General features: G+C 74.0%; 17 protein-coding genes and 1 pseudogene. 8 read left to right on the top strand and 10 right to left on the bottom strand.

Annotation, left to right across the window (positions count from 1 at the left end; genetic code table 11):
- Positions 1-33: 33 nt before the first annotated feature.
- Entirely contained in the window at positions 34-483 is a 450-nt protein-coding gene (locus OG286_RS37660) for a hypothetical protein (protein WP_331741509.1), read from the bottom strand.
- Between the two features lie 386 nt (positions 484-869).
- Here OG286_RS37660 and OG286_RS37655 point away from each other — a divergent pair, with 386 nt between their 5' ends.
- A complete protein-coding gene (locus OG286_RS37655) occupies positions 870-1,925 on the top strand; it encodes an NAD-dependent epimerase/dehydratase family protein (RefSeq protein WP_331741508.1) in 1,056 nt (351 codons plus the stop codon).
- Here the strand turns inward: OG286_RS37655 and OG286_RS37650 are convergent, their stop codons facing one another.
- Both OG286_RS37650 and OG286_RS37645 read right to left on the bottom strand, forming a co-directional pair.
- On the bottom strand, positions 1,926-3,062 hold the full coding sequence (locus OG286_RS37650; protein ID WP_331741507.1) for a HAMP domain-containing sensor histidine kinase: 1,137 nt from the start codon (positions 3,060-3,062) through the stop codon (positions 1,926-1,928). It abuts the gene before it with no gap.
- A complete protein-coding gene (locus tag OG286_RS37645; RefSeq protein WP_331741506.1) occupies positions 3,059-3,814 on the bottom strand; it encodes a response regulator transcription factor in 756 nt (251 codons plus the stop codon). The genes OG286_RS37650 and OG286_RS37645 overlap by 4 nt, the downstream gene beginning before the upstream one ends.
- A gap of 174 nt (positions 3,815-3,988) precedes the next feature.
- On the opposite strand from OG286_RS37645, the pseudogene OG286_RS37640 reads away from it, so the two are divergent.
- The 3 genes and pseudogenes from OG286_RS37640 to OG286_RS37630 form a co-directional block, all read left to right on the top strand.
- Positions 3,989-4,699 (top strand): annotated as a pseudogene (locus OG286_RS37640) (glycosyltransferase family 2 protein); the annotation flags it as partial.
- Positions 4,679-5,329, top strand: a complete 651-nt coding sequence (locus tag OG286_RS37635; RefSeq protein WP_405366118.1) for a DUF2064 domain-containing protein — start codon at positions 4,679-4,681, stop codon at positions 5,327-5,329. The pseudogene OG286_RS37640 and the gene OG286_RS37635, both read left to right, overlap by 21 nt.
- Positions 5,326-5,994 (top strand): class I SAM-dependent methyltransferase, encoded by a 669-nt coding sequence (locus OG286_RS37630; RefSeq protein WP_331741504.1) that lies wholly within the window; start codon positions 5,326-5,328, stop codon positions 5,992-5,994. Before OG286_RS37635 ends, OG286_RS37630 begins: the two co-directional genes overlap by 4 nt.
- 110 nt (positions 5,995-6,104) lie before the next feature.
- Here OG286_RS37630 and OG286_RS37625 read toward each other — a convergent pair whose 3' ends face one another.
- The 3 genes from OG286_RS37625 to OG286_RS37615 all read right to left on the bottom strand — a co-directional run bounded on the left by OG286_RS37625 (position 6,105) and on the right by OG286_RS37615 (position 8,939).
- Positions 6,105-6,725, bottom strand: a complete 621-nt coding sequence (locus OG286_RS37625; RefSeq protein ID WP_331741502.1) for a cytochrome b/b6 domain-containing protein — start codon at positions 6,723-6,725, stop codon at positions 6,105-6,107.
- Complete coding sequence (locus OG286_RS37620) at positions 6,709-7,362, bottom strand: molybdopterin-dependent oxidoreductase (protein ID WP_331742643.1); 654 nt, start codon at positions 7,360-7,362, stop codon at positions 6,709-6,711. The genes OG286_RS37625 and OG286_RS37620 overlap by 17 nt, the downstream gene beginning before the upstream one ends.
- A 125-nt stretch (positions 7,363-7,487) precedes the next feature.
- A complete protein-coding gene (locus OG286_RS37615) occupies positions 7,488-8,939 on the bottom strand; it encodes a hypothetical protein (RefSeq protein WP_331741501.1) in 1,452 nt (483 codons plus the stop codon).
- Positions 8,940-9,097: 158 nt separating this feature from the next.
- Here OG286_RS37615 and OG286_RS37610 point away from each other — a divergent pair, with 158 nt between their 5' ends.
- Together OG286_RS37610 and OG286_RS37605 are read left to right on the top strand one after the other, a co-directional pair.
- Positions 9,098-10,231 (top strand): molybdopterin-dependent oxidoreductase, encoded by a 1,134-nt coding sequence (locus OG286_RS37610; protein ID WP_405366117.1) that lies wholly within the window; start codon positions 9,098-9,100, stop codon positions 10,229-10,231.
- On the top strand, positions 10,228-10,659 hold the full coding sequence (locus tag OG286_RS37605; protein ID WP_331741499.1) for a hypothetical protein: 432 nt from the start codon (positions 10,228-10,230) through the stop codon (positions 10,657-10,659). Before OG286_RS37610 ends, OG286_RS37605 begins: the two co-directional genes overlap by 4 nt.
- Here the strand turns inward: OG286_RS37605 and OG286_RS37600 are convergent.
- The 4 genes from OG286_RS37600 to OG286_RS37585 all read right to left on the bottom strand — a co-directional run bounded on the left by OG286_RS37600 (position 10,625) and on the right by OG286_RS37585 (position 14,965).
- Positions 10,625-11,482: an S-methyl-5'-thioadenosine phosphorylase gene (locus OG286_RS37600; protein WP_396324602.1), complete on the bottom strand. Its 858-nt coding sequence runs from the start codon at positions 11,480-11,482 to the stop codon at positions 10,625-10,627. The two genes, OG286_RS37605 and OG286_RS37600, sit on opposite strands and share 35 nt — an antisense overlap.
- Before the next feature lie 110 nt (positions 11,483-11,592).
- Positions 11,593-12,573, bottom strand: coding sequence for a zinc-binding dehydrogenase (locus OG286_RS37595; RefSeq protein WP_331741498.1), 981 nt, complete (start codon positions 12,571-12,573; stop codon positions 11,593-11,595).
- A gap of 83 nt (positions 12,574-12,656) precedes the next feature.
- Positions 12,657-13,241 carry a helix-turn-helix domain-containing protein gene (locus OG286_RS37590; RefSeq protein ID WP_331741497.1) on the bottom strand — a complete coding sequence of 195 codons (585 nt, stop codon included), beginning with the start codon at positions 13,239-13,241 and terminating at the stop codon, positions 12,657-12,659.
- Between the two features lie 221 nt (positions 13,242-13,462).
- Positions 13,463-14,965 carry a SulP family inorganic anion transporter gene (locus tag OG286_RS37585; protein WP_331741496.1) on the bottom strand — a complete coding sequence of 501 codons (1,503 nt, stop codon included), beginning with the start codon at positions 14,963-14,965 and terminating at the stop codon, positions 13,463-13,465.
- Positions 14,966-15,658: 693 nt separating this feature from the next.
- Between OG286_RS37585 and OG286_RS37580 the strand changes: the two genes are divergently transcribed.
- Together OG286_RS37580 and OG286_RS37575 are read left to right on the top strand one after the other, a co-directional pair.
- Complete coding sequence (locus OG286_RS37580) at positions 15,659-17,056, top strand: tetratricopeptide repeat protein (protein WP_331741494.1); 1,398 nt, start codon at positions 15,659-15,661, stop codon at positions 17,054-17,056.
- Positions 17,057-17,076: 20 nt separating this feature from the next.
- Complete coding sequence (locus tag OG286_RS37575; protein ID WP_331741492.1) at positions 17,077-17,421, top strand: effector-associated constant component EACC1; 345 nt, start codon at positions 17,077-17,079, stop codon at positions 17,419-17,421.
- Positions 17,422-17,457 lie beyond the last annotated feature (36 nt).

Raw genomic sequence — 17,457 nt, 5'->3', positions numbered from 1 at the left:
CATCGCAGGTGCCGCGCGGGCCGACCGCCGGCCTCAGTGCCCGAAGAGGTGTCGGATCCGCCCGCGGCGCTCGGGTGCGGTCGGTCCGGCGGCCAGGCCGTCCCGTTCAGCGGCCTCCTGCTCGGACGGGACCTCCTCCCGGGCGGTGTAGGTGGCGGGCTCGACGGGTTCCGCCGGATCGACGGGTCGCGTTCCCGCGGTGTCCGCCTCCGCGGCCGGGTACGCCTGCGGACTCACCCGGCGGTGGGCGCCGAGCCCGACCGGGCGGCGTGCCCGCCGGGAGAGGCCGATCAACGCCAGGCCGAGGCAGAACAGCAGGGCGAGGGCGACGCCGGACAGGAATACGGCCAGGCTGTTCATGACCACCAGGTCGTTGCCGAGAACGGTCACCTGGTAGTCCGGCCCGCCGGAGAGGTTGTCCGCGATCAACAGACCGGTGAAGGCACCGGCCGCGGCCATCAGCAAGAGTCCGAGTAGCAACATGTCGGGAATCCCTTCTCTCCGGTCAGATTGTCGTCGTGCGCTTCTCTCCCCCCGCCCCCGCTACCTGATCGCGGCTACCCCGGTGCCTGCAGCCCTAACGTGCGCCGGCCCCTCTGTCCGGCCGCTCCTCCCGCCCGTGCAGCCGGTAGGAGGCGAAGGCCCGCCGGCGCACCCGCTGCGTCACGTCGGCGCACCCGGCCGAGGCGGGCCCGACGCCGCACCGTGCCCGCGGGCACGGCCGTGCGCGGTCAGGTCGGCGCCGGCGGTGTCGACGACCCCGGCGAGCAGGCGGCCGCCGAGGGAAGGGGCGAATCTCTCTTACCGATGCATGACGTGACGCCCGTCGTCGGCCACCGTGCCGTCCCCGGCCGGTAGCGTCGCCGGTCATGAGGATTCTGGTCACCGGCGGTGCCGGGTTCATCGGTTCGGCCGTCGTCCGTGCCGTGGTCGCGGCGGGCCACGAGGTCCGTGTGCTGGACGCACTGCTGCCTGCGGTCCACCCGTCGGGTGCGGCGCCCGTTCTGCCGTCCGGCGTCGAGTTCCGGCGCGGCGACGTACGGGACGCGCCGGCCGTGGATGGGGCCCTCGCCGGCGTCGACGCGGTCTGCCACCAGGCGGCGATGGTCGGTCTCGGGCTCGACCTCGATGACGCGCCCGACTACGTGGGCTGCAACGACCTCGGAACGGCGGTCCTCCTGTCCGCGATGGCACGCGGCGGGGTGCGGAACCTGGTACTGGCCGGATCGATGGTGGTCTACGGCGAGGGCCGGTACGTGTGTCCAGCCCACGGGGACGTGGCACCCGGTCCACGACGACCGGACCATCTCGACGCCGGCCGGTTCGAACCGCCGTGCCCGAGGTGCGGCGCCGAGTTGCGGCCGGGGCTGGTCACCGAGGACGCGCCGGGCGACCCCCGCAACGTCTACGCCGTGACCAAGCTCGCGCAGGAGCACCTGGCCGCGGCCTGGGCCCGCGCCTGCGGCGGGTCCGTCCTGGCGCTGCGCTACCACAACGTCTACGGGCCGGGCATGCCGCGTGACACCCCGTACGCCGGAGTCGCCGCACTGTTCCGCTCCGCGCTCGCCCGCGGCGAGGCCCCCCGGGTGTTCGAGGACGGCGGCCAGCGCCGGGACTTCGTCCATGTCGACGACGTCGCCGCGGCCAACCTCGCCGCGCTGGAGGACCTCGGCAGCCGGCTGCCGGGCAGCTCCCGGGCGTACAACGTCGGCAGCGGCGAGGTGCGTACGGTCGGCGAGATGGCCCGGGCCCTGGCCGACGCCTGCGGTGGGCCGGCACCCGTGGTGACAGGCCGGTACCGGCTGGGGGACGTCCGGCACATCACGGCCGACTCCTCCCGGCTGCGTGCCGAACTGGGCTGGCGGGCCCGGGTACCGTTCCGTGCGGGGATGGCCGGGTTCGCCGCCGCGCCCTTGCGGGCCTGACTACGCACGCGCCGCCGGGAGTGCGATCTCGAAGCAGCAGCCCCCTGCGACGTTGTGCACCCGGGCGCGCCCGGCGTGCGCCTCGACGATGCCGCGGACGATGGCCAGGCCGAGCCCGGCACCGCTGTCCCCTCCCTCGCCGGGATCCCGCCGGGGCGTGCGCGCGGCGCTGCCGCGCCAACCGGTCTCGAACACCCGGGAGAGGTCCTGCTCCGGGATGCCCCCGCAGCCGTCGGTGACCGAGAGCACCACCTCGTCCACCTCGCGGCGGGCCGAGACGGCGACCACGCCCTCCTCGGGCGTCGAGCGGATCGCGTTGACCAGAAGGTTGCCGAGCACCCGGGTGATCTCGCGGCTGTCCACCTCGACCGGCTCGGCGGCGACCTGACGGCCCTCCAGACGGACGCCGCGCTGCCGGGCCAGCGGGTGGGCACCGGCCAGTGCGTCGTCGACCAGGTCGTAGACGGACACCCGGGACAACGAGAGGGACAGCGCGCCGGCCTGGATCCGGGAGAGTTCGAAGAGGTCGTCGACCATCCCGGTGAGGCGCTCGACCTCGGCACGGATCCGCTGGAGGTACTGCTCCGGCTGGTCGGCCACCCCGTCCTCCAGCGCCTCGGCCATGGCGCGCAGGCCGGCCAGCGGGGTGCGCAGGTCGTGGGAGATCCAGGCGATCAGCTCGCGCCGCGAGGCGTCCAGCGCCTGTGCCCGGGAGCGTGACTCGGCGAGCCGGGCGCTGGTGGCGGCGAGTTCCTCGCTCAGCTGGGCCAGTTCGAGCCCGAGGGGGTGGTCCGGAGCGGTGAAACCGGTGTCGCTTCCGACGGTGCGGGCGGCCGCAGCCAGGGCCCGGCTGCCGGCCACGACCTGGCGTCCGAGCAGCGCGGCCGTGAGCAGTGAGACCACGGAGGCCATGCCGAGCACGGTGATCACCACGCCGAGGTCGTGCCCGGACAGGAACATCGCCTGGGCGACGGCGAGCGTCCCGGAGGTGACCGCGAGAACGGTGACGACGGCGACGCAGAAGAGTGAGAGCGCCACCGAGCGGCGGCGCAGCAGACGCACGGCCACCCATCCGAGGAGGCCGGCGCCGGTGGCGCCGAGGCCTGCGAACAGGGCGATCAGCAGCAGGTCCGTCACGCCGGGCCGTCCATCCCGGCCGTCACCGGGTCGTAGCGGTAGCCGACGCCCCAGACCGTGGTGATCAGCGTCGGTGCGGCGGGGTCGTCCTCGATCTTCTCGCGCAGCCGGCGGACGTGGACGGTGACGGTGGACAGGTCGCCGAAGTCCCAGCCCCAGACCCGCTGCATCAGCTCCTGCCGGGCGAAGACCGTCCGGGGGTGCCGGAGGAAGTGTGCGAGCAGGTCGAACTCCCGCAGTGTGAGGAGGAGTTCACCTCCTCGGCGGTGGGCCCGGCGGGCCTGCGGATCGAGCGTGATGTCCCCGCAGGCCAGCGGCGCGGGGAACGGCGCGGAGGGGGTGGCGGCACGGGAGCGACGGAGGACGGACTGCACCCGGAGGACGAGTTCCCTCGGGCTGAACGGCTTGGTGACGTAGTCGTCCGCGCCCAGCTCCAGGCCGAGGATGCGGTCGGCCTCGTCGCCCTTGGCGGTGAGCACGACCACCGGCAGGTCGGCGCCGTTCTCGGTGGCGCGCAGCCTGCGCAGCAGCTCCAGGCCGTCGATCCCGGGGAGCATGAGATCCAGGACCAGCAGGTCGGGGCGCTTGCTGCGGGCCAGGTCGAGGCCCTGGTTGCCGTCGCAGGCCCGGTCGACCCGGTGGCCGGCCCGGGTGAGGTAGCCGGCGACGACCTCGCCCACGGTCAGGTCGTCGTCGACCACCAGGATGCGGGCGGGGTCCGGTGGTCCGGAGGAAGCGAGGCTCTCGTTCACCTCGCCGAGGATACGAGCTGCGGCCGTGGGCAGGTGCCGCGCCGGGGTTCACGTTCGGGTTCCGTAAGATCGCGGCCCGGCCGGGCACGGCGCCCGCGCCCGCGACGGCCCGTAGGACTTTCGTAAGGCCGCCGTTCGGCCGCCGCCGGGCCGCCCGCCCTTAGCGTGGCCGACGTGATCTCTCCGATTCCCCCACTGCCACCCGCCGATGTGATCCTTCCGTGCCTCGACGAGGCCGAGGCCCTCCCCTGGGTGCTGGGACGGGTACCCGCGGGCTGGCGGGCGATCGTCGTCGACAACGGTTCGCGCGACGGCTCGGCCGAGCTGGCGCGCTCGCTGGGCGCGAGCGTCGTCGAGGAGCCGCGGCGCGGCTTCGGCGCCGCGTGCCACGCCGGGCTGCTCGCCGCCACCGCCGAGATGGTCTGCTTCCTGGACTGCGACGGCTCCCTCGATCCCGCACAGTTGCCGCACATCACCGCGCCGGTCCACGCGGGCTCGGCGGACTTGGTGCTCGGCCGCCGCCGCCCCACGACCGCCGGCGCGTGGCCGCTGCACGCCCGCCTCGCCAATGCCGCCCTGGCCCGCCGGCTGCGGGCGAGCACGGGGGCGCCGCTGCACGACCTCGGGCCGATGCGGGCCGCCCGCCGTGAGCGGCTGCTGGCACTCGGGCTGGGCGACCGCCGCTCCGGCTACCCCTTGGAGATGGTGCTCGCCGCCTCGGCGGCCGGGATGCGGATCGCCGAGACGTCCGTCGACTACCTGCCTCGCACGGGCCGCTCCAAGGTCACCGGAACCGTGCGCGGCACCCGGCAGGCCGTCCGGGACATGCGGGCCGTTCTGGCCGCTCCGCCGCCGACCCTGCTGGTGATCGCCAAGTCGCCCGTCCCGGGACGGGTGAAGACCCGCCTCACCCCGCCCTGCACACCCGAGCAGGCGGCGGCGCTGGCCGAGGCCGCCCTGGCCGACACCCTGGCCACCCTCGACCGGGTACCGGCCGGACGGCGGCTGCTCGTGCTGGAGGGCGAGGCCGGCCCCTGGCTGCCGCCCGGTTGGCAGGTCGTGCGCCAGTCGGAGGGCGGGCTGGACGAACGGCTCGCGGCCGCCTTCGCGCACGCCGCCGGGACCGCCCCGGACACGCCCGCGCTGCTGGTCGGCATGGACACCCCGCAGATCGGCGGCGCCCTCCTCGCGGAGCCCCTGTCGCCGGCCCGCCGCACCGGCGTCGACGCCTGGTACGGCCCGGCCGCCGACGGCGGTTTCTGGGCTCTCGGGCTGGCGAGGCCCACCGCAGAACTGGCCCGGCGGCTGCTTCTGGGCCTGCCGATGTCCACACCGGAGACCGGGCAGGCCCTGCTCGACCGACTGGCGGCGAATGGTCTGACGGTCGGTCACCTCCCGGTGCTCACCGACGTGGACACCATCCGGGACGCGCGCCACGTCGCCGCCGAGGCTCCGGGCAGCAGGTTCGCGGCATGCCTTCGCCTGATCGGGGCCGCGCCGGAGATGACGCGGTGACCGTCGCGGCGGAGGCGTGGGTGGACGACCCGTTCGCCGAGGCCGTTCGCGCCGGGCGGGGCCCGCTGTGGCTGCGACGCGAGGACGGCGACCGGATCCCGCTCGACGTCGAACGCTGGTGCGCACCCGCCGCCGGCGCGGATCACGGCCTGCTGCTGCGCTGCAGGCGGCTGCCCGCGCCGGTGGTGGACCTCGGCTGCGGTCCCGGCCGCCTCGTCGCCGCTCTGCTGGGCCTCGGCGTGCCGGCGCTCGGGGTCGACATCACCGGAGCCGCGGTGGCCCGGACCCGCATGCTCGGCGGGCCGGCCCTGTGCCGGTCGGTGTTCGACCGGCTGCCCGCCGAGGGCCGCTGGGGTGGCGCGCTCCTCGCCGACGGGAACCTCGGGATCGGCGGCGACCCGGGGCTGCTGCTCGCCAGAAGCGCCGAACTCCTGGCTCCGGCAGGCGTGTTGCTGGTCGAAGTCGAGCCGGGGGAGGTCGACGAGCGGATCGCCGTCCGGGTCGAGGGCCCCGAGGGACGGCTCGGGCCTCCGTTCGCCTGGGCGCGCTGCGGCGCGGCGGCCACCGTCCGTCGCGCCGGCCGTGCCGGGCTCGTCGAGACCGAGCGCTGGGCCTCCCACGGCCGCCGCTTCCTCTCCTTCCGGAAGGCGGTCCGCCCCCGCTGACGAGACGCGCAGCGGGAGCCAGGTCCTGTCCGGTCGATCTCGGTCCGGTCGGTCTCGGCCGGTCGGTCTCGCGCCCGGCGGGACCGGCCGGACAGGACCTCCTCCTCGGCCTACTCCTCCTGGGCGGCCGGGCTCCCTGCCGGCCACTGAGGGTGCTCCCGCTCGGCCCATCGCCGGTCGACCAGCCCCGTCCGCATCCCGCGCCGGGCCTCGGGATCCCGTACGGCCATCCGGATGTGCCCGGCGGTCACCGTGGCGATGGCCGCCGCGAGCCAGTCGTGGACGAAGGTCGCGCCGGTCCGCCAGGCCGGCGGCGTCAGGTGGGTGAGCCACATCAACAGGCCCGTACCGAGGATCACCAGCATCGCCCCGAGCGTCCACTGGGCGTACAGCTTCTGCCCGGCGTTGAACTTCCCCGCCGGACGGTGCGACGCGCGCGCCCACGTCGCCCGCAGCCACGCCCGGTCGGCCGGAAGGAAGCGGCTCAGCCTCGACACGTCCGCGCGCACCGCCCGGAAGGCCAGGCCGAGCAGCAGCGGTACCGGCAGCGCCAGGCCGCACCACACGTGGACGGTGGCGACCAGCCTTCGGCGCCCGACCAGTTCGGCCAGCGGCGTCACGTAGAGGCAGGCCGCGGTGGCCAGGCAGGTCAGCATCAGGGCGGCGGTGGCGCGGTGCACCCAGCGCTCGGCGCGGGTGAAACGGAGGAGGAGCTCAGGCGGTCGGCGCATCGTCACGTCCGTTCGACCGGCCGACCCAGGCGTCGACGTCATAGCCGTTCTGCTCCCAGTAGCCCGGCTGCACCGTCTCGGTGACGGTGATCCCGGACAGCCACTTGGCCGACTTGTAGAAGTACATCGGCGCCACGTAGAGGCGCACCGGTCCGCCGTGGGAGTGCGAGATCGGGGCGTCCTGGAGCTTGAGCGCGACCACCACGTCGTCACGCCGGGCCTGTTCCAGGGTGAGGCTCTCGGTGTACTCGCCGTCGAAGCAGCTGAACCGCACCGCTCCGGCGTCCGCGCGGACGCCGGCGGCGTCGAGCAGGTGGGCGAGCGGCACGCCCTCGAACGGTGTGTCCGGTACCCGCCAGCCGGTCACGCACTGCACGTCCCGCACGATCCGGCGCTGCGGCATCGCCTGAAGGTCGGCCAGGCGGTGGCTGCCGGGCCGCTCCACCAGCCCGTCCACCGTCAGGGTGTACGTATCAGGGCCCCTGGCCGGTACCGAGGGCACCACGGAGTAGTACCGGAAGCCGCCACCGCCCGGCAGCAGCCCGGTGAGTCCCGTCGGGTCCTTCCCGGCCACGGCGTCCTGGGCCCGCTGGAGATACGGGCCGGCCGCCACGCCCACGGCGCCGAGGCCGAGCATGCCGAGCACCACCCGCCGGCCCACCGGGGTGCCCCCGGAATGCTTCGCTGTTCTGTCCACGCGTCCGATTCGACCAGTCGCACCGGTGCCGCGACCAGATCCGGCGCCGAGCCGTCAGGCTTTCGTCATCTCCGTCCGCGCACCACGGGCCGTTCCGCGCCGGGCGCGTCACGCGTGGACCACGGCGCCGTCCCGCCCTGCGGGGACCGCGCGGGCCCGCGCAGCACCGGCACCAGGAGGACGCAGGCCAGGGCCGCCCCGTAGGCGACCTGCTGCGCCACCTCACCGCCGACCAGGTAGAGCACCTGCCCGGCGGCGGGAACCGCCAGCCACTCCCAGGCGCCGTCGAGTGCGACCAGGGCCACCACCAGCAGGCCGTACCAGGGGTAGGCCGGCGCGACGAGCAGCAGCGCCGTCCCGGTCACGAGCAGCGCGCCCCGCCACGGGCGGCGGGGGTCACCGCGCCGCAGCACCCACAGCACCACCGCCGCCGCCACCAGTCCCGCCGCCCATGGCGCCCAGCCGTCCGGAAGCACGAGCCGCAGCAGCCCGAACCGGTCGAGGCGCCCCTGCTCGTAGCCCTCCTCCCGCAGGTATCCGGGCAGGTATCCCAGGACGGCCGGGCCGGAGACGGCCACATGGGGCGCATACGCCGCCGCGAACGCCCCGAGAGCCGCGCCGAGGACGGCGAGGTCGCTCCTGGTCGGACGGCGGGAGAGCGCCCCGGACAGGGCTCCGGGCAGGGCGAGGGCCGGCAGCAGCTTGGTGGCGACCGACGCGCCCAGCAGCACGCCCGCGGCTCCCGCGCCCACTACCGTTCCGGCTCCGGCTCCGGCTCCGGCTCCGGCACGACGGTGGGCCACGTGGAGGCGGGCCGCACAGCCGAGCCCGGCGGCCGCCAACAGAGCCCCGAGGGTGTCGATGTGCGCGTCGTTGACCGCCCACACGGTGATGCCGGGACACCAACCCCACAGGGCCGCCCGCCGGCTCCCCCGCCCGATCGCCAGCAGCACGCCCGTGGTCGCGACCGCCAGCAGCGCACCCCCGGCCTGCACCCCCCGCACCCCGCCCCCGAAGGGGTGCACGGCGAGGAACCACACCTGCGCGACCGGAGGGTAGATGGTGTGCACGGCGGGCCGGTTGATCCGGGTGCAGTCGCCGGACGCCGTCCGCCGCTCGTCCCACCCCGTACAGCCGTCCGTCGCCGGGAACAGAGCCTCGTCGCGCAACCGGACGAGCGCCGGATCGTCCGGGGCGTGCGCGTACGGCGAGATGCCGGCCGCCTGCACCCGTCCGTCCCACACGTACCGGTAGGCGTCGTCGCTGGTACGCGGCGGAGCCAGCAGCCCGACCGCGGCGACGGCCACGCTCCCGGCCAGCACCAGCGGCGCCACCCGGCGGCCGGGCACCCGCCGCAGGAGCACCAGCGCCGCCGCGAACAGTCCCGCGTCGAGTGCGTACCACCACCACAGCGGGCTCCGGTCGGCGAGCGTGCCACCGCCGGTCACGGTCATGGCCAGAGCCACCACCAGCGCGGAGAGAGCGAGCGTGCAGGGCAGCAGGGTACGTGTGGCCACGCGCCCACCCTGCCACCGGCCCCGCCGGGCGAACGACTCCGGCGGGCCGCCGTTCGGATTCCGTAAGCACGTCGCACCACCCGACGAGGGCCCTGTGACGCTTCGATGAGGGCGTGGAATCCAAGCACTCCGGCGCCCGGCGCCGCCTCCGTCCCGCGATCCCGCCCCCACCCGCGTTCCTGCGCCGCGGTCCGTTCCGTGACGACGCCTTCTCCTCGGCGGTGCACGAGCCGCGCACCGCCGTCGTCCTCGGCCGCTGGCTGGGCGCCGCACTCCTGGTCTGCTTCCTGACCGGTCTCGCCAGCCACCTGCTCCAGGACCCGCCGGGTTGGCTGTCCGGCCTGCTGCCCGCACGTCCGGTGAACGGCTACCGCGTCACCCAGGGACTGCACGTCATCAGCGGCCTTGCCGCCATCCCCCTGGCCGGGGCCAAACTCTGGACGGTCTACCCCCGGTTGTTCGCGTGGCCTCCGGCGCGGAGCGTGCCGCACGCGCTGGAGCGGCTGGGTGTCGCCGTCCTGGTGGCCGCCGTGCTGCTGGAGCTGTTCACCGGCCTGCTGAACACCCTCCAGTGGTACCCGTGGCCGTTCCCGTTCCGGCAGACCCACTTCTGGCTCGGCTGGCTGGCCACCGGAGGCCTGCTGGTCCACATCGCCGCCAAGTGGCCGCTCATCGCCGGGAACTGGCGACGCCCGCAAGCCCCCCTTCCCGGGCGGCGTGCGCTCCTGACGTCGGTCGCCGCGGCGGTCGGCGCGGTCACGCTCACCACCGCAGGACAGACCGTGCCCTGGCTGCGCCCGCTGAACCTGCTGTCGCCACGACGCCCCGACCTCGGCCCCCAGGGTCTCCCGGTCAACCGCACCGCCGCCCAGGCCGGACCCGTCACCGTTCCCGACACCTGGAGGCTCCGGGTGGACGGGCCCCGGCCGTACGAGCTCACGCTCGACGAGCTGGCCCGACTCCCCCAGCACGAAGCGGTCCTGCCGATCTCCTGCGTGGAGGGGTGGAGCGCGAGCGCCCGTTGGGGCGGCGTCCGGGTCGCCGACCTGCTGGCCCGGGCCGGTGCGCCCGCCGGGTCCGCCGCACGGATCACCTCGTTGGAGGCGGCCGGCCCGTACCGGGTCATGGAGATGCCCGCGCAGTACGCCGACGACCCGCTCACCCTGCTGGCCCTGAGGGTCAACGGCGAGACGCTGGACGCCGATCACGGGTTCCCGGCGCGCATCATCGCGCCGAATCGCCCAGGCGTGCTCCAGACCAAGTGGGTCGCCCGGATCGAGGTGGCCCGATGACGGCCTGGCTCCGAGGCACCACCCTCGCCTCCGGTCTCGCGCTGATCGCCTTCGGCCTGTACGGCCTGCTGACCGACTCCTACATCACCGCCCCGGCGCAGATCATCACCTGGGGGGTCGGGGCGCTGATCCTGCACGACGGCGTCTGGCTGCCGCTGCTCTGCCTCGTCGGCGCCCGCCTGGCCCGCGGGCCGGTCCTGCGCGGCTGGCTGATCGTGGTCGCAGCCGTGACCGCCGTCGGCCTGCCCGCCGTTCTGCGTGCCGGCGACGATCACGGCAACCCCTCCCTGCTGCCGTTGCCCTACCTGCGCAACTGGCTGTCCGCCCTGGCTGCCACCGCCGCACTCGCCCTCCTGGCCGGGCTCGTGCGGCGGTGGCGCCGATCCCGGCCGGTCAGTCGCCCGGAACGCCGGGAAGACCGGTCGTGAGGCCGTCCAGCGCGTGCCCGCACGGGCAGGCGCGGTCGGCGGGAAGCCGCCCGATCGCCTTGAACAGCACCGTGCGCAGCCGCTCCACGTTGCGCCCGAATTCCGCGAGCACCTCCGCGTGGGTCACTCCCTCGCCGCTCTCCACGCCGGCGTCGAGGTCGGTGACCAGGGCGATCGAGGTGTAGCACAGGCCGAGTTCACGAGCCAGGACGGCCTCGGGGTGGCCGGTCATACCGACCACCGACCACCCGTTGGAGGTGAACCACCGTGACTCCGCGCGGGTGGAGAACCGGGGCCCCTCGATCACCACCAGGGTCCCGCCGTCCACGGGGTCCCAGGCGGCGCCGGCGGCTGCCGCGAGCACGGCCCGGCGCCCCTGCGGGCAGTACGGATCCGCCATCGACACATGGACCACCCCGGGCACCGAACCGTCCGGCAACGGCAGTCCGTCGTAGAAGGTCCGGACGCGTCCGGAGGTCCGGTCGACGAACTGGTCGGGCACCAGCAGCGTCCCGGGCCCGTACGCGGGCCGAAGCCCGCCGACCGCGCAGGGCCCGAGCACCTGACGCACGCCGAGCGAACGCAGCGCCCAGACGTTGGCGCGGTAGTTGATCCGGTGCGGCGGAAGCCGGTGGCCGCGCCCGTGCCGGGGCAGGAACGCCACCCGGCGGCCGGCCACCTCCCCCAAGAACAGCGCGTCGCTCGGCTCGCCGTACGGGGTCTCCACCCGCACCTCGGCCACGTCGTCCAGCAGCTCGTAGAGCCCGGAGCCGCCGATCACACCTACATCGGCCCGGGGAAGCAGGAACTGATCGCTCGTCACGTCACACACCTTTCTCGCCTGACTGTGCCGTCACTGTAGGAGCCGGCGCAGCGGGAGCCGGCGCGGTACGGCCTTACGAATCACGAACGGCGCCCGGGACCGCACCCTCGTCAGTCGAGGACGACGACCATCTTTCCCAGCGCCCGGCCGGCCTCCATCACCCGGTGGGCTTCGACGATCTCGCCGAAGCGGAAGATCCGGGTGGGGCGGGCCCGCAGGGCGCCGGCCTCGACCCGGGCGTAGATCGCGTCCAACGGAACGTCCGCGAGGGGGAACGCAGGGGTTCCCAGGACGAAGGCGCTGCCGAAGAAGCTGAGCTGGACGCCGCTGGACAGATCGGCGATCGGGTCGAAGTCCGCCACCGGGGCGAATCCGCCGAGGAAGCCGACCTGGCAGACCCGTCCGCGCGGCCCGACCGCGGCCAGCGAGTCACGCAGCACCGTGTTGCCGACGATGTCGAGCAGCGCGTCGACGACGACGCCCCGCCGGCCGACCTCCGCCGCCAGGTGACCGTCGTCGATGAGCACGTCGGAGGCCCCGAGTTCCTTCAGCAGGGGCACGTGTGCCGGGTGGCGGGTCGTGGCGAGCACGCCTGCTCCGTGCTGGACGGCGAGGTTGACGGCGGCCTGCCCGAGCGAGGAGGTCGCACCGCGGACCAGCAGTGTCTCGCCCGGCCGCAGGGCGAGGTTGCCGTGCAGGGCGCTGTACGCCGTGGCGTACACCTCGGGCACCGCGGCCAGGTCGGCCCAGGGCAGCCGCGCGTTCACGGCCACGACGTTGGCCGAAGGGACGGTCACCAGTTCCGCATAGCTGCCGTTGCGGGTGCGGCCCATGCCTCCCAGGATCGCCACCACCTTCGTCCCGGCGGGGAGCCGGCCCGAGGGGTCGGCCTCGACGAGGCCGGCGCACTCGATTCCGGGGACGGCGGCGACCTGACCCCAGGCGCCGCTGCGCATGTACGCCTCGGCGTGGTTGAGGCCGAACGCCTTGACCCTGATGAGGACCTCGCCGGCGGCGGGGACCGGGTCGGGCAGGTCGGTGACGGTCAGCACCTCGGGGCCGCCGTGAGCGGATATGACGATGGCCTTCATGTCCGAACCTCGTTCTTGAGTAGTCATTCAACTATTGGGCCGACGAAAGGGCCACCGCGCACGGTGGCCCGAAGGTCGTACTGTCAGGCGAGCACGGCGAAGGCGTTGTCGACGATCGCCCGCAGGACCGTCTCGTCCGGATTCGCCTTGCCGACGACCATGAGCCCCTGACAGGTCGCGACCAGCAGCTTGGCACTGCCGCCCGCATCGAGGGAGTCCCGCACCTCGCCGCGGCGGACCGCGTTCTCCAGGGCGTGGGTCATGCACCGCTCCAGGCGCGCCAGGTGGCCGCGCACGACGGCCGCCGCCTCGTCGTCCTCGGCGGCCTTCTCGATCGCGGTGTTGACCAGGAGGCAGCCCTGGCGCCCCTCGGGGCTGAGCAGGTCGCGCACCAGCCCGTCGAAGTAGCCGCGGACCTCCGCCACCGACGCACCCGGCGCCTCCAGCTCCCCGAGCTTCTGCGGGACGACCAGCTTCGAGTAGCGCTCCAGCGACTTCACGAAGAGCGCGCGCTTGCCACCGGGGAACGCACTGTAGATGCTTCCGGGCTTGACGCCCGTGGCCTTCACCAGGTCCTCGATGGACGTGGCCCGGTACCCCCGCTCCCAGAACCGCAGCATCGCCTGGTTCAGGACGCTGTCGGGGTCGAACTCACGCGGTCTGGGCATGGAAGGAACATACATGAGCGACCATTCAAGAACAAGGTCGCCGGGTTCGCGGACGACGCCGTCCGGCCCGCCGGCCGGGTCGGGTGGGTCGGCGGCACGTGGAGCTCACGCCCGCCGTCGTGCGGTGCCACGCCCGCCGGCTCGCGGCTGCGGGGCCCCGACGGCGCCGAACGACAGCACCGGCCCTCCGGGAGTGCGGAGAGCCGGTGCGGTGCGGTCCGTCAGTGGCCGGCGAGTTCGCCGCTGAGCGTCTTGTGGATCGCGGCGCTGGGCTGGTCGAGACCGGTGATCTCGACGGTCTTGCCGCGCTGGGCGTACTTGGCCTCGACGGCGTCGAGGGCGGCCACGGACGAGGCGTCCCAGATGTGCGCCCCGCTCAGGTCGATGACGACACTGTCCGGGTCGCCCGCGTAGTCGAACCGGCCGACGAGGTCGTTGCTGGACGCGAAGAAGAGCTCCCCGCTCACGGCGTAGACCACCTGGCCGCCGTCGGGGTCGGTGACGGCGGTGACGTCCGCGCGGTGGGCGACGCGCCTGGCGAAGATGACCATCGCGGTGATCGAGCCGACGACGACGCCCACGGCGAGGTTGGAGGTGGCGACGACGAGGGCGACGGTGATCACCATGACGGCGATCTCCCCGGCCGGCATCCGCCGCAAGGTCTTCGGGGCGATGGAATGCCAGTCGAACGTCGCGAAGCACACCATGACCATCACGGCGACCAGCGCGGCCATCGGGATGTCGGAGACGACCGGGCCGAAGACGATGCAGAGCACCATCAGGAACGCGCCGGCCAGGAAGGTGGACAGCCGGGTGCGGGCGCCGGACACCTTCACGTTGATCATGGTCTGCCCGATCATCGCGCAACCGCCCATGCCACCGAAGAAGCCGGTGACGATGTTGGCGACGCCCTGGCCGATCGACTCGCGGGTCTTGTCGGAACGAGTGTCGGTGATGTCGTCGACGAGCCTGGCGGTCATCAGCGACTCCATCAGCCCCACCAGCGCCATCGCGAGGGCGTAGGGAGCGATGACCGTCAGCGTGTGCAGGGTGAACGGCACGTCCGGCAGCCCGGGCACCGGCAGCGAGGACGGCAGCTCGCCCTTGTCGCCGACCGTCGGCACCGTGAGGCCGGCCCCGACGGTGACGACGGTGAGGATGACGATCGAGACCAACGGCGCCGGGACCACAGTGGTGACCTTCGGGAAGAACACCATCAGGGCCAGGCCGGCCGCGATCAGCGGGTAGACCGGCCACGGCACGTGCGTCATCTCGGGGACCTGCGCCAGGAAGACCAGGATCGCCAGAGCGTTGACGAAGCCGACCATGACCGAGCGGGGCACGAACCGGATCAGCTTCGCCACCCCGACCGCGCCCAGCACGATCTGGAAGACCCCGGCCAGGATCACCGCAGCCACCAGATGGCCGAAGCCGTGTTCGCGGTTCAACGGCCCGATGACCAGCGCGACGGCGCCGGTCGCGGCCGAGATCATCGCGCGGCGCCCGCCGACGACCGCGATCGTCACCGCCATGGTGAAGGAGGCGAACAGGCCGATCTTGGGGGGCACGCCGGCGATGATCGAGAACGAGATCGCCTCGGGGATCAGCGCGAGCGCGACCACCAGGCCGGCCAGCACCTCGGTGCGCCAGACCTTCGGGTCGTTCAGCCAGGTGGGACGCGCCCCGCGCAGGCGCGCGGCAGCGGTGGGCGGAGAAGTCTGCAAGACGGCGTGGACCTGTCGGGCTCGGGCGCGACCGGCAGGTGCGCGCGGGAACGGGGCGCGGAAGGCCATGGCGGCATCCCACGGATCGCCCGGGGTGACGGGCGCAAGAACGGAGGGCACGGAGCGGGGCCGGCCCGAAGGCGGCCGATCAGCTCACGGCGCGCGACGCGTCACGGCGGACAGACGAGGCCGGACACCTGGCGCACACGCACGCTCCGTCTCCTGCCAAAAGTCTTCGCGGGGGCGCCATCGGTCCCGACACGGCGGTCGGCCCGCACCATCTACGAACCGTGGGGTCGGGGACGGCGTGGGCTGCCCCGGGCGGCAACTCTACCCGCAACCGGGCCGGTGGCCGACGGCCTCCCGGCCGCGCGGCCGCCCCTCCGACCCGCAGGCCCCTGGCGACCGACCAACGGGGCCGCGCCCGCCTGGCACCGGCCGTGCTGCCGAGCGGGAACCGCCACACCGCCCCTGCACGCAGCGGATTCGTCGCCGCCTGCGCCGTGCTCCGGGACCGGACCCTCGGCCACCACGCGCGGATGCGGTGGTCCGGTGGATACGGCACAAACAGTCGGATGATCATGTCCGCCTGTGGGCAGCATGGGAGGTGCCGGCTCCGGGACGTAGCCACGGGCCCGGCGGGCGCCCGGCCCGTGGCCGGCGCCCATCATCCGCACACCGACAGGGGGTCAGGTGGAGGAGCAGTACCGTGAGGCCGCCGAGGGCGGCGATCCGAAGGCGATGATCCGGCTGGGCTGGCTGCTGGAGCAGCGCGGGGATTCCGCTCAGGCCGAGGGGTGGTACCGGCGGGCCGCGTCCGGCGGGGACCTCGACGGGATGGCGCGGCTGGGCCAGCTGCTGCGGGACCGGGGAGAGCCCGCGGCGGCCGAGGAGTGGATGCGCAAGGCCGCGGAAGCGGGGCACGTGGACGCGATGGGAGGAATGGGCTACCTCCTTGAGCAGCGCGGCGACCTCGCGGGCGCGCAGAACTGGTACCACCGGGCGGTGGAGCACGGCGACGCCTACGCGATGTGGAAGATCGGGTGCCTGCTGGTGCAGGAGAGCCGCCTGGACGCGGCGCGGGAGTGGCTGCGCAAGGCGGCCGACACCACGGGCTACTCCGTGGTGCGGGGAAACGCGCTGAGGGATCTCGCGCGTCTGGCGATGCAGCGCGGTGACCTGGACGAGGCGGAGGAGCTGGTGCGGAGCGCCGCCACGGTCGTGTCGCAGGCGGGCGACGCTCCGCAGGACGAGGCGGTCGAGCTCGTGGCCGAGCTGCTGACCCTGCTGGCGTCCCTGCTGACGGAGCGCGGCGAACCGGCCGAGGCGGAGGGGCTGCTGCGCTGGGCCGCCGGTGTCGGGCACCTCCCCGCGGTCTTCAGCCTGGCCGGCCTGCTGGAGCAGCAGGGTGACCTGGCCGGGGCCGAGCAGTGGCACCGCCAGGCGGCGGAGGCCGGACACATCCGCTCGATGATGATGCTGGCCACCCTGCTGGAGGAGCGCGGGGACGTGGCCGGCGCCGAACCGTGGTACCGGTCGGCGGCCGAGGCGGGGGCGCCGATGGCGATGGACCTGCTGGGGAGGCTGCTGGAGAAGCGGCAGGACTTCGCCGAGGCGGAGCGGTGGTACCGGGAGGCCGTGAGCGCCGGGATCCAGAAGACGATGCTTCGGCTGGCCTCCGTGCTGGAACGGCGCGGCGCGGCGGCCGAGGCGGAGCAGTGGTGCCGGAGGGCGGCGGACACCGGGGACACCCTGGCCATGTACAGGATGGGTGCGCAGGCGGAGGAGCGCGAGGACCTGGCCGAGGCGGAGCGGTGGTACCTGCGGTCCGCCGAGGCGGGCAGCGAGTTCGGCATGTTCCAGGTGGGGCGGCTGCGGTGGGACCAGCGGGACCTGGAGGCGGCGGAACTGTGGCTGCGCAGGAGCGCCGCCGCGGGCAACGCGTCGGCGATGGCGATGCTCGGGCTGCTGCTGGCCGAGCTCGGCGAGACGGCCCAGGCGGAGCAGTGGTGTCGACTGGCGATCGATGCCGGATACGCCAACGCGCTGATCGATCTGAAGGCCGTGACGGACGCGCGGCGTTGGGGATGAGAACCGAGAAGGGGAGCACGATGCAGGCACGGATCCGGTTGACCGGAGAGAAGGGCCCCGCGGAGCTGGTCGAGCTGGCGGACTGGCTGTCGCGGGAGGACGAACTCCGCGGACAGACCGCGATCGAGAAGCCCGAGACGCTTCCCGAGCAGATGGGAGGGCTCGCCGACATCCTGATCGTCGCCCTCGGGGCGCAGGGAGCGGGCACCGTGCTGGCCGCTTCGGTGGCGGTGTGGATCAGGCACCGCCGTCCGTCCGCGGACATCGAGGTGACCGGGCCCGACGGACGGAGTGTCAGGATCTCCGTGCGGGACGCTCCGGAACTGGACGTGGAAGCCGTGCTGCGGCATGCCTTGGAGCAGTGACCGGGCCGGTCGGACGCGACCGGCAGGCCGGGCGCG

It is taken from the genome of Kitasatospora sp. NBC_00039 (assembly GCF_045160625.1).
Taxonomy (GTDB): domain Bacteria; phylum Actinomycetota; class Actinomycetes; order Streptomycetales; family Streptomycetaceae; genus Kitasatospora.
The sequence above is the reverse complement of the archived record's forward strand: the minus strand, read 5'-3'. Positions and strand labels throughout refer to the sequence as shown.

Bases quoted from the DNA above. Each gene is read 5' to 3' on its own strand.
- OG286_RS37590 (WP_331741497.1), bottom strand. From the start codon at position 13,241: ATGCCCAGACCGCGTGAGTTCGACCCCGACAGCGTCCTGAACCAGGCG.
- OG286_RS37625 (WP_331741502.1), bottom strand. From the start codon at position 6,725: ATGCGCCGACCGCCTGAGCTCCTCCTCCGTTTCACCCGCGCCGAGCGC.
- OG286_RS37660 (WP_331741509.1), bottom strand. From the start codon at position 483: ATGTTGCTACTCGGACTCTTGCTGATGGCCGCGGCCGGTGCCTTCACC.
- OG286_RS37620 (WP_331742643.1), bottom strand. From the start codon at position 7,362: ATGCTCGGCCTCGGCGCCGTGGGCGTGGCGGCCGGCCCGTATCTCCAG.
- OG286_RS37605 (WP_331741499.1), top strand. From the start codon at position 10,228: ATGACGGCCTGGCTCCGAGGCACCACCCTCGCCTCCGGTCTCGCGCTG.
- OG286_RS37595 (WP_331741498.1), bottom strand. From the start codon at position 12,573: ATGAAGGCCATCGTCATATCCGCTCACGGCGGCCCCGAGGTGCTGACC.
- OG286_RS37575 (WP_331741492.1), top strand. From the start codon at position 17,077: ATGCAGGCACGGATCCGGTTGACCGGAGAGAAGGGCCCCGCGGAGCTG.
- OG286_RS37655 (WP_331741508.1), top strand. From the start codon at position 870: ATGAGGATTCTGGTCACCGGCGGTGCCGGGTTCATCGGTTCGGCCGTC.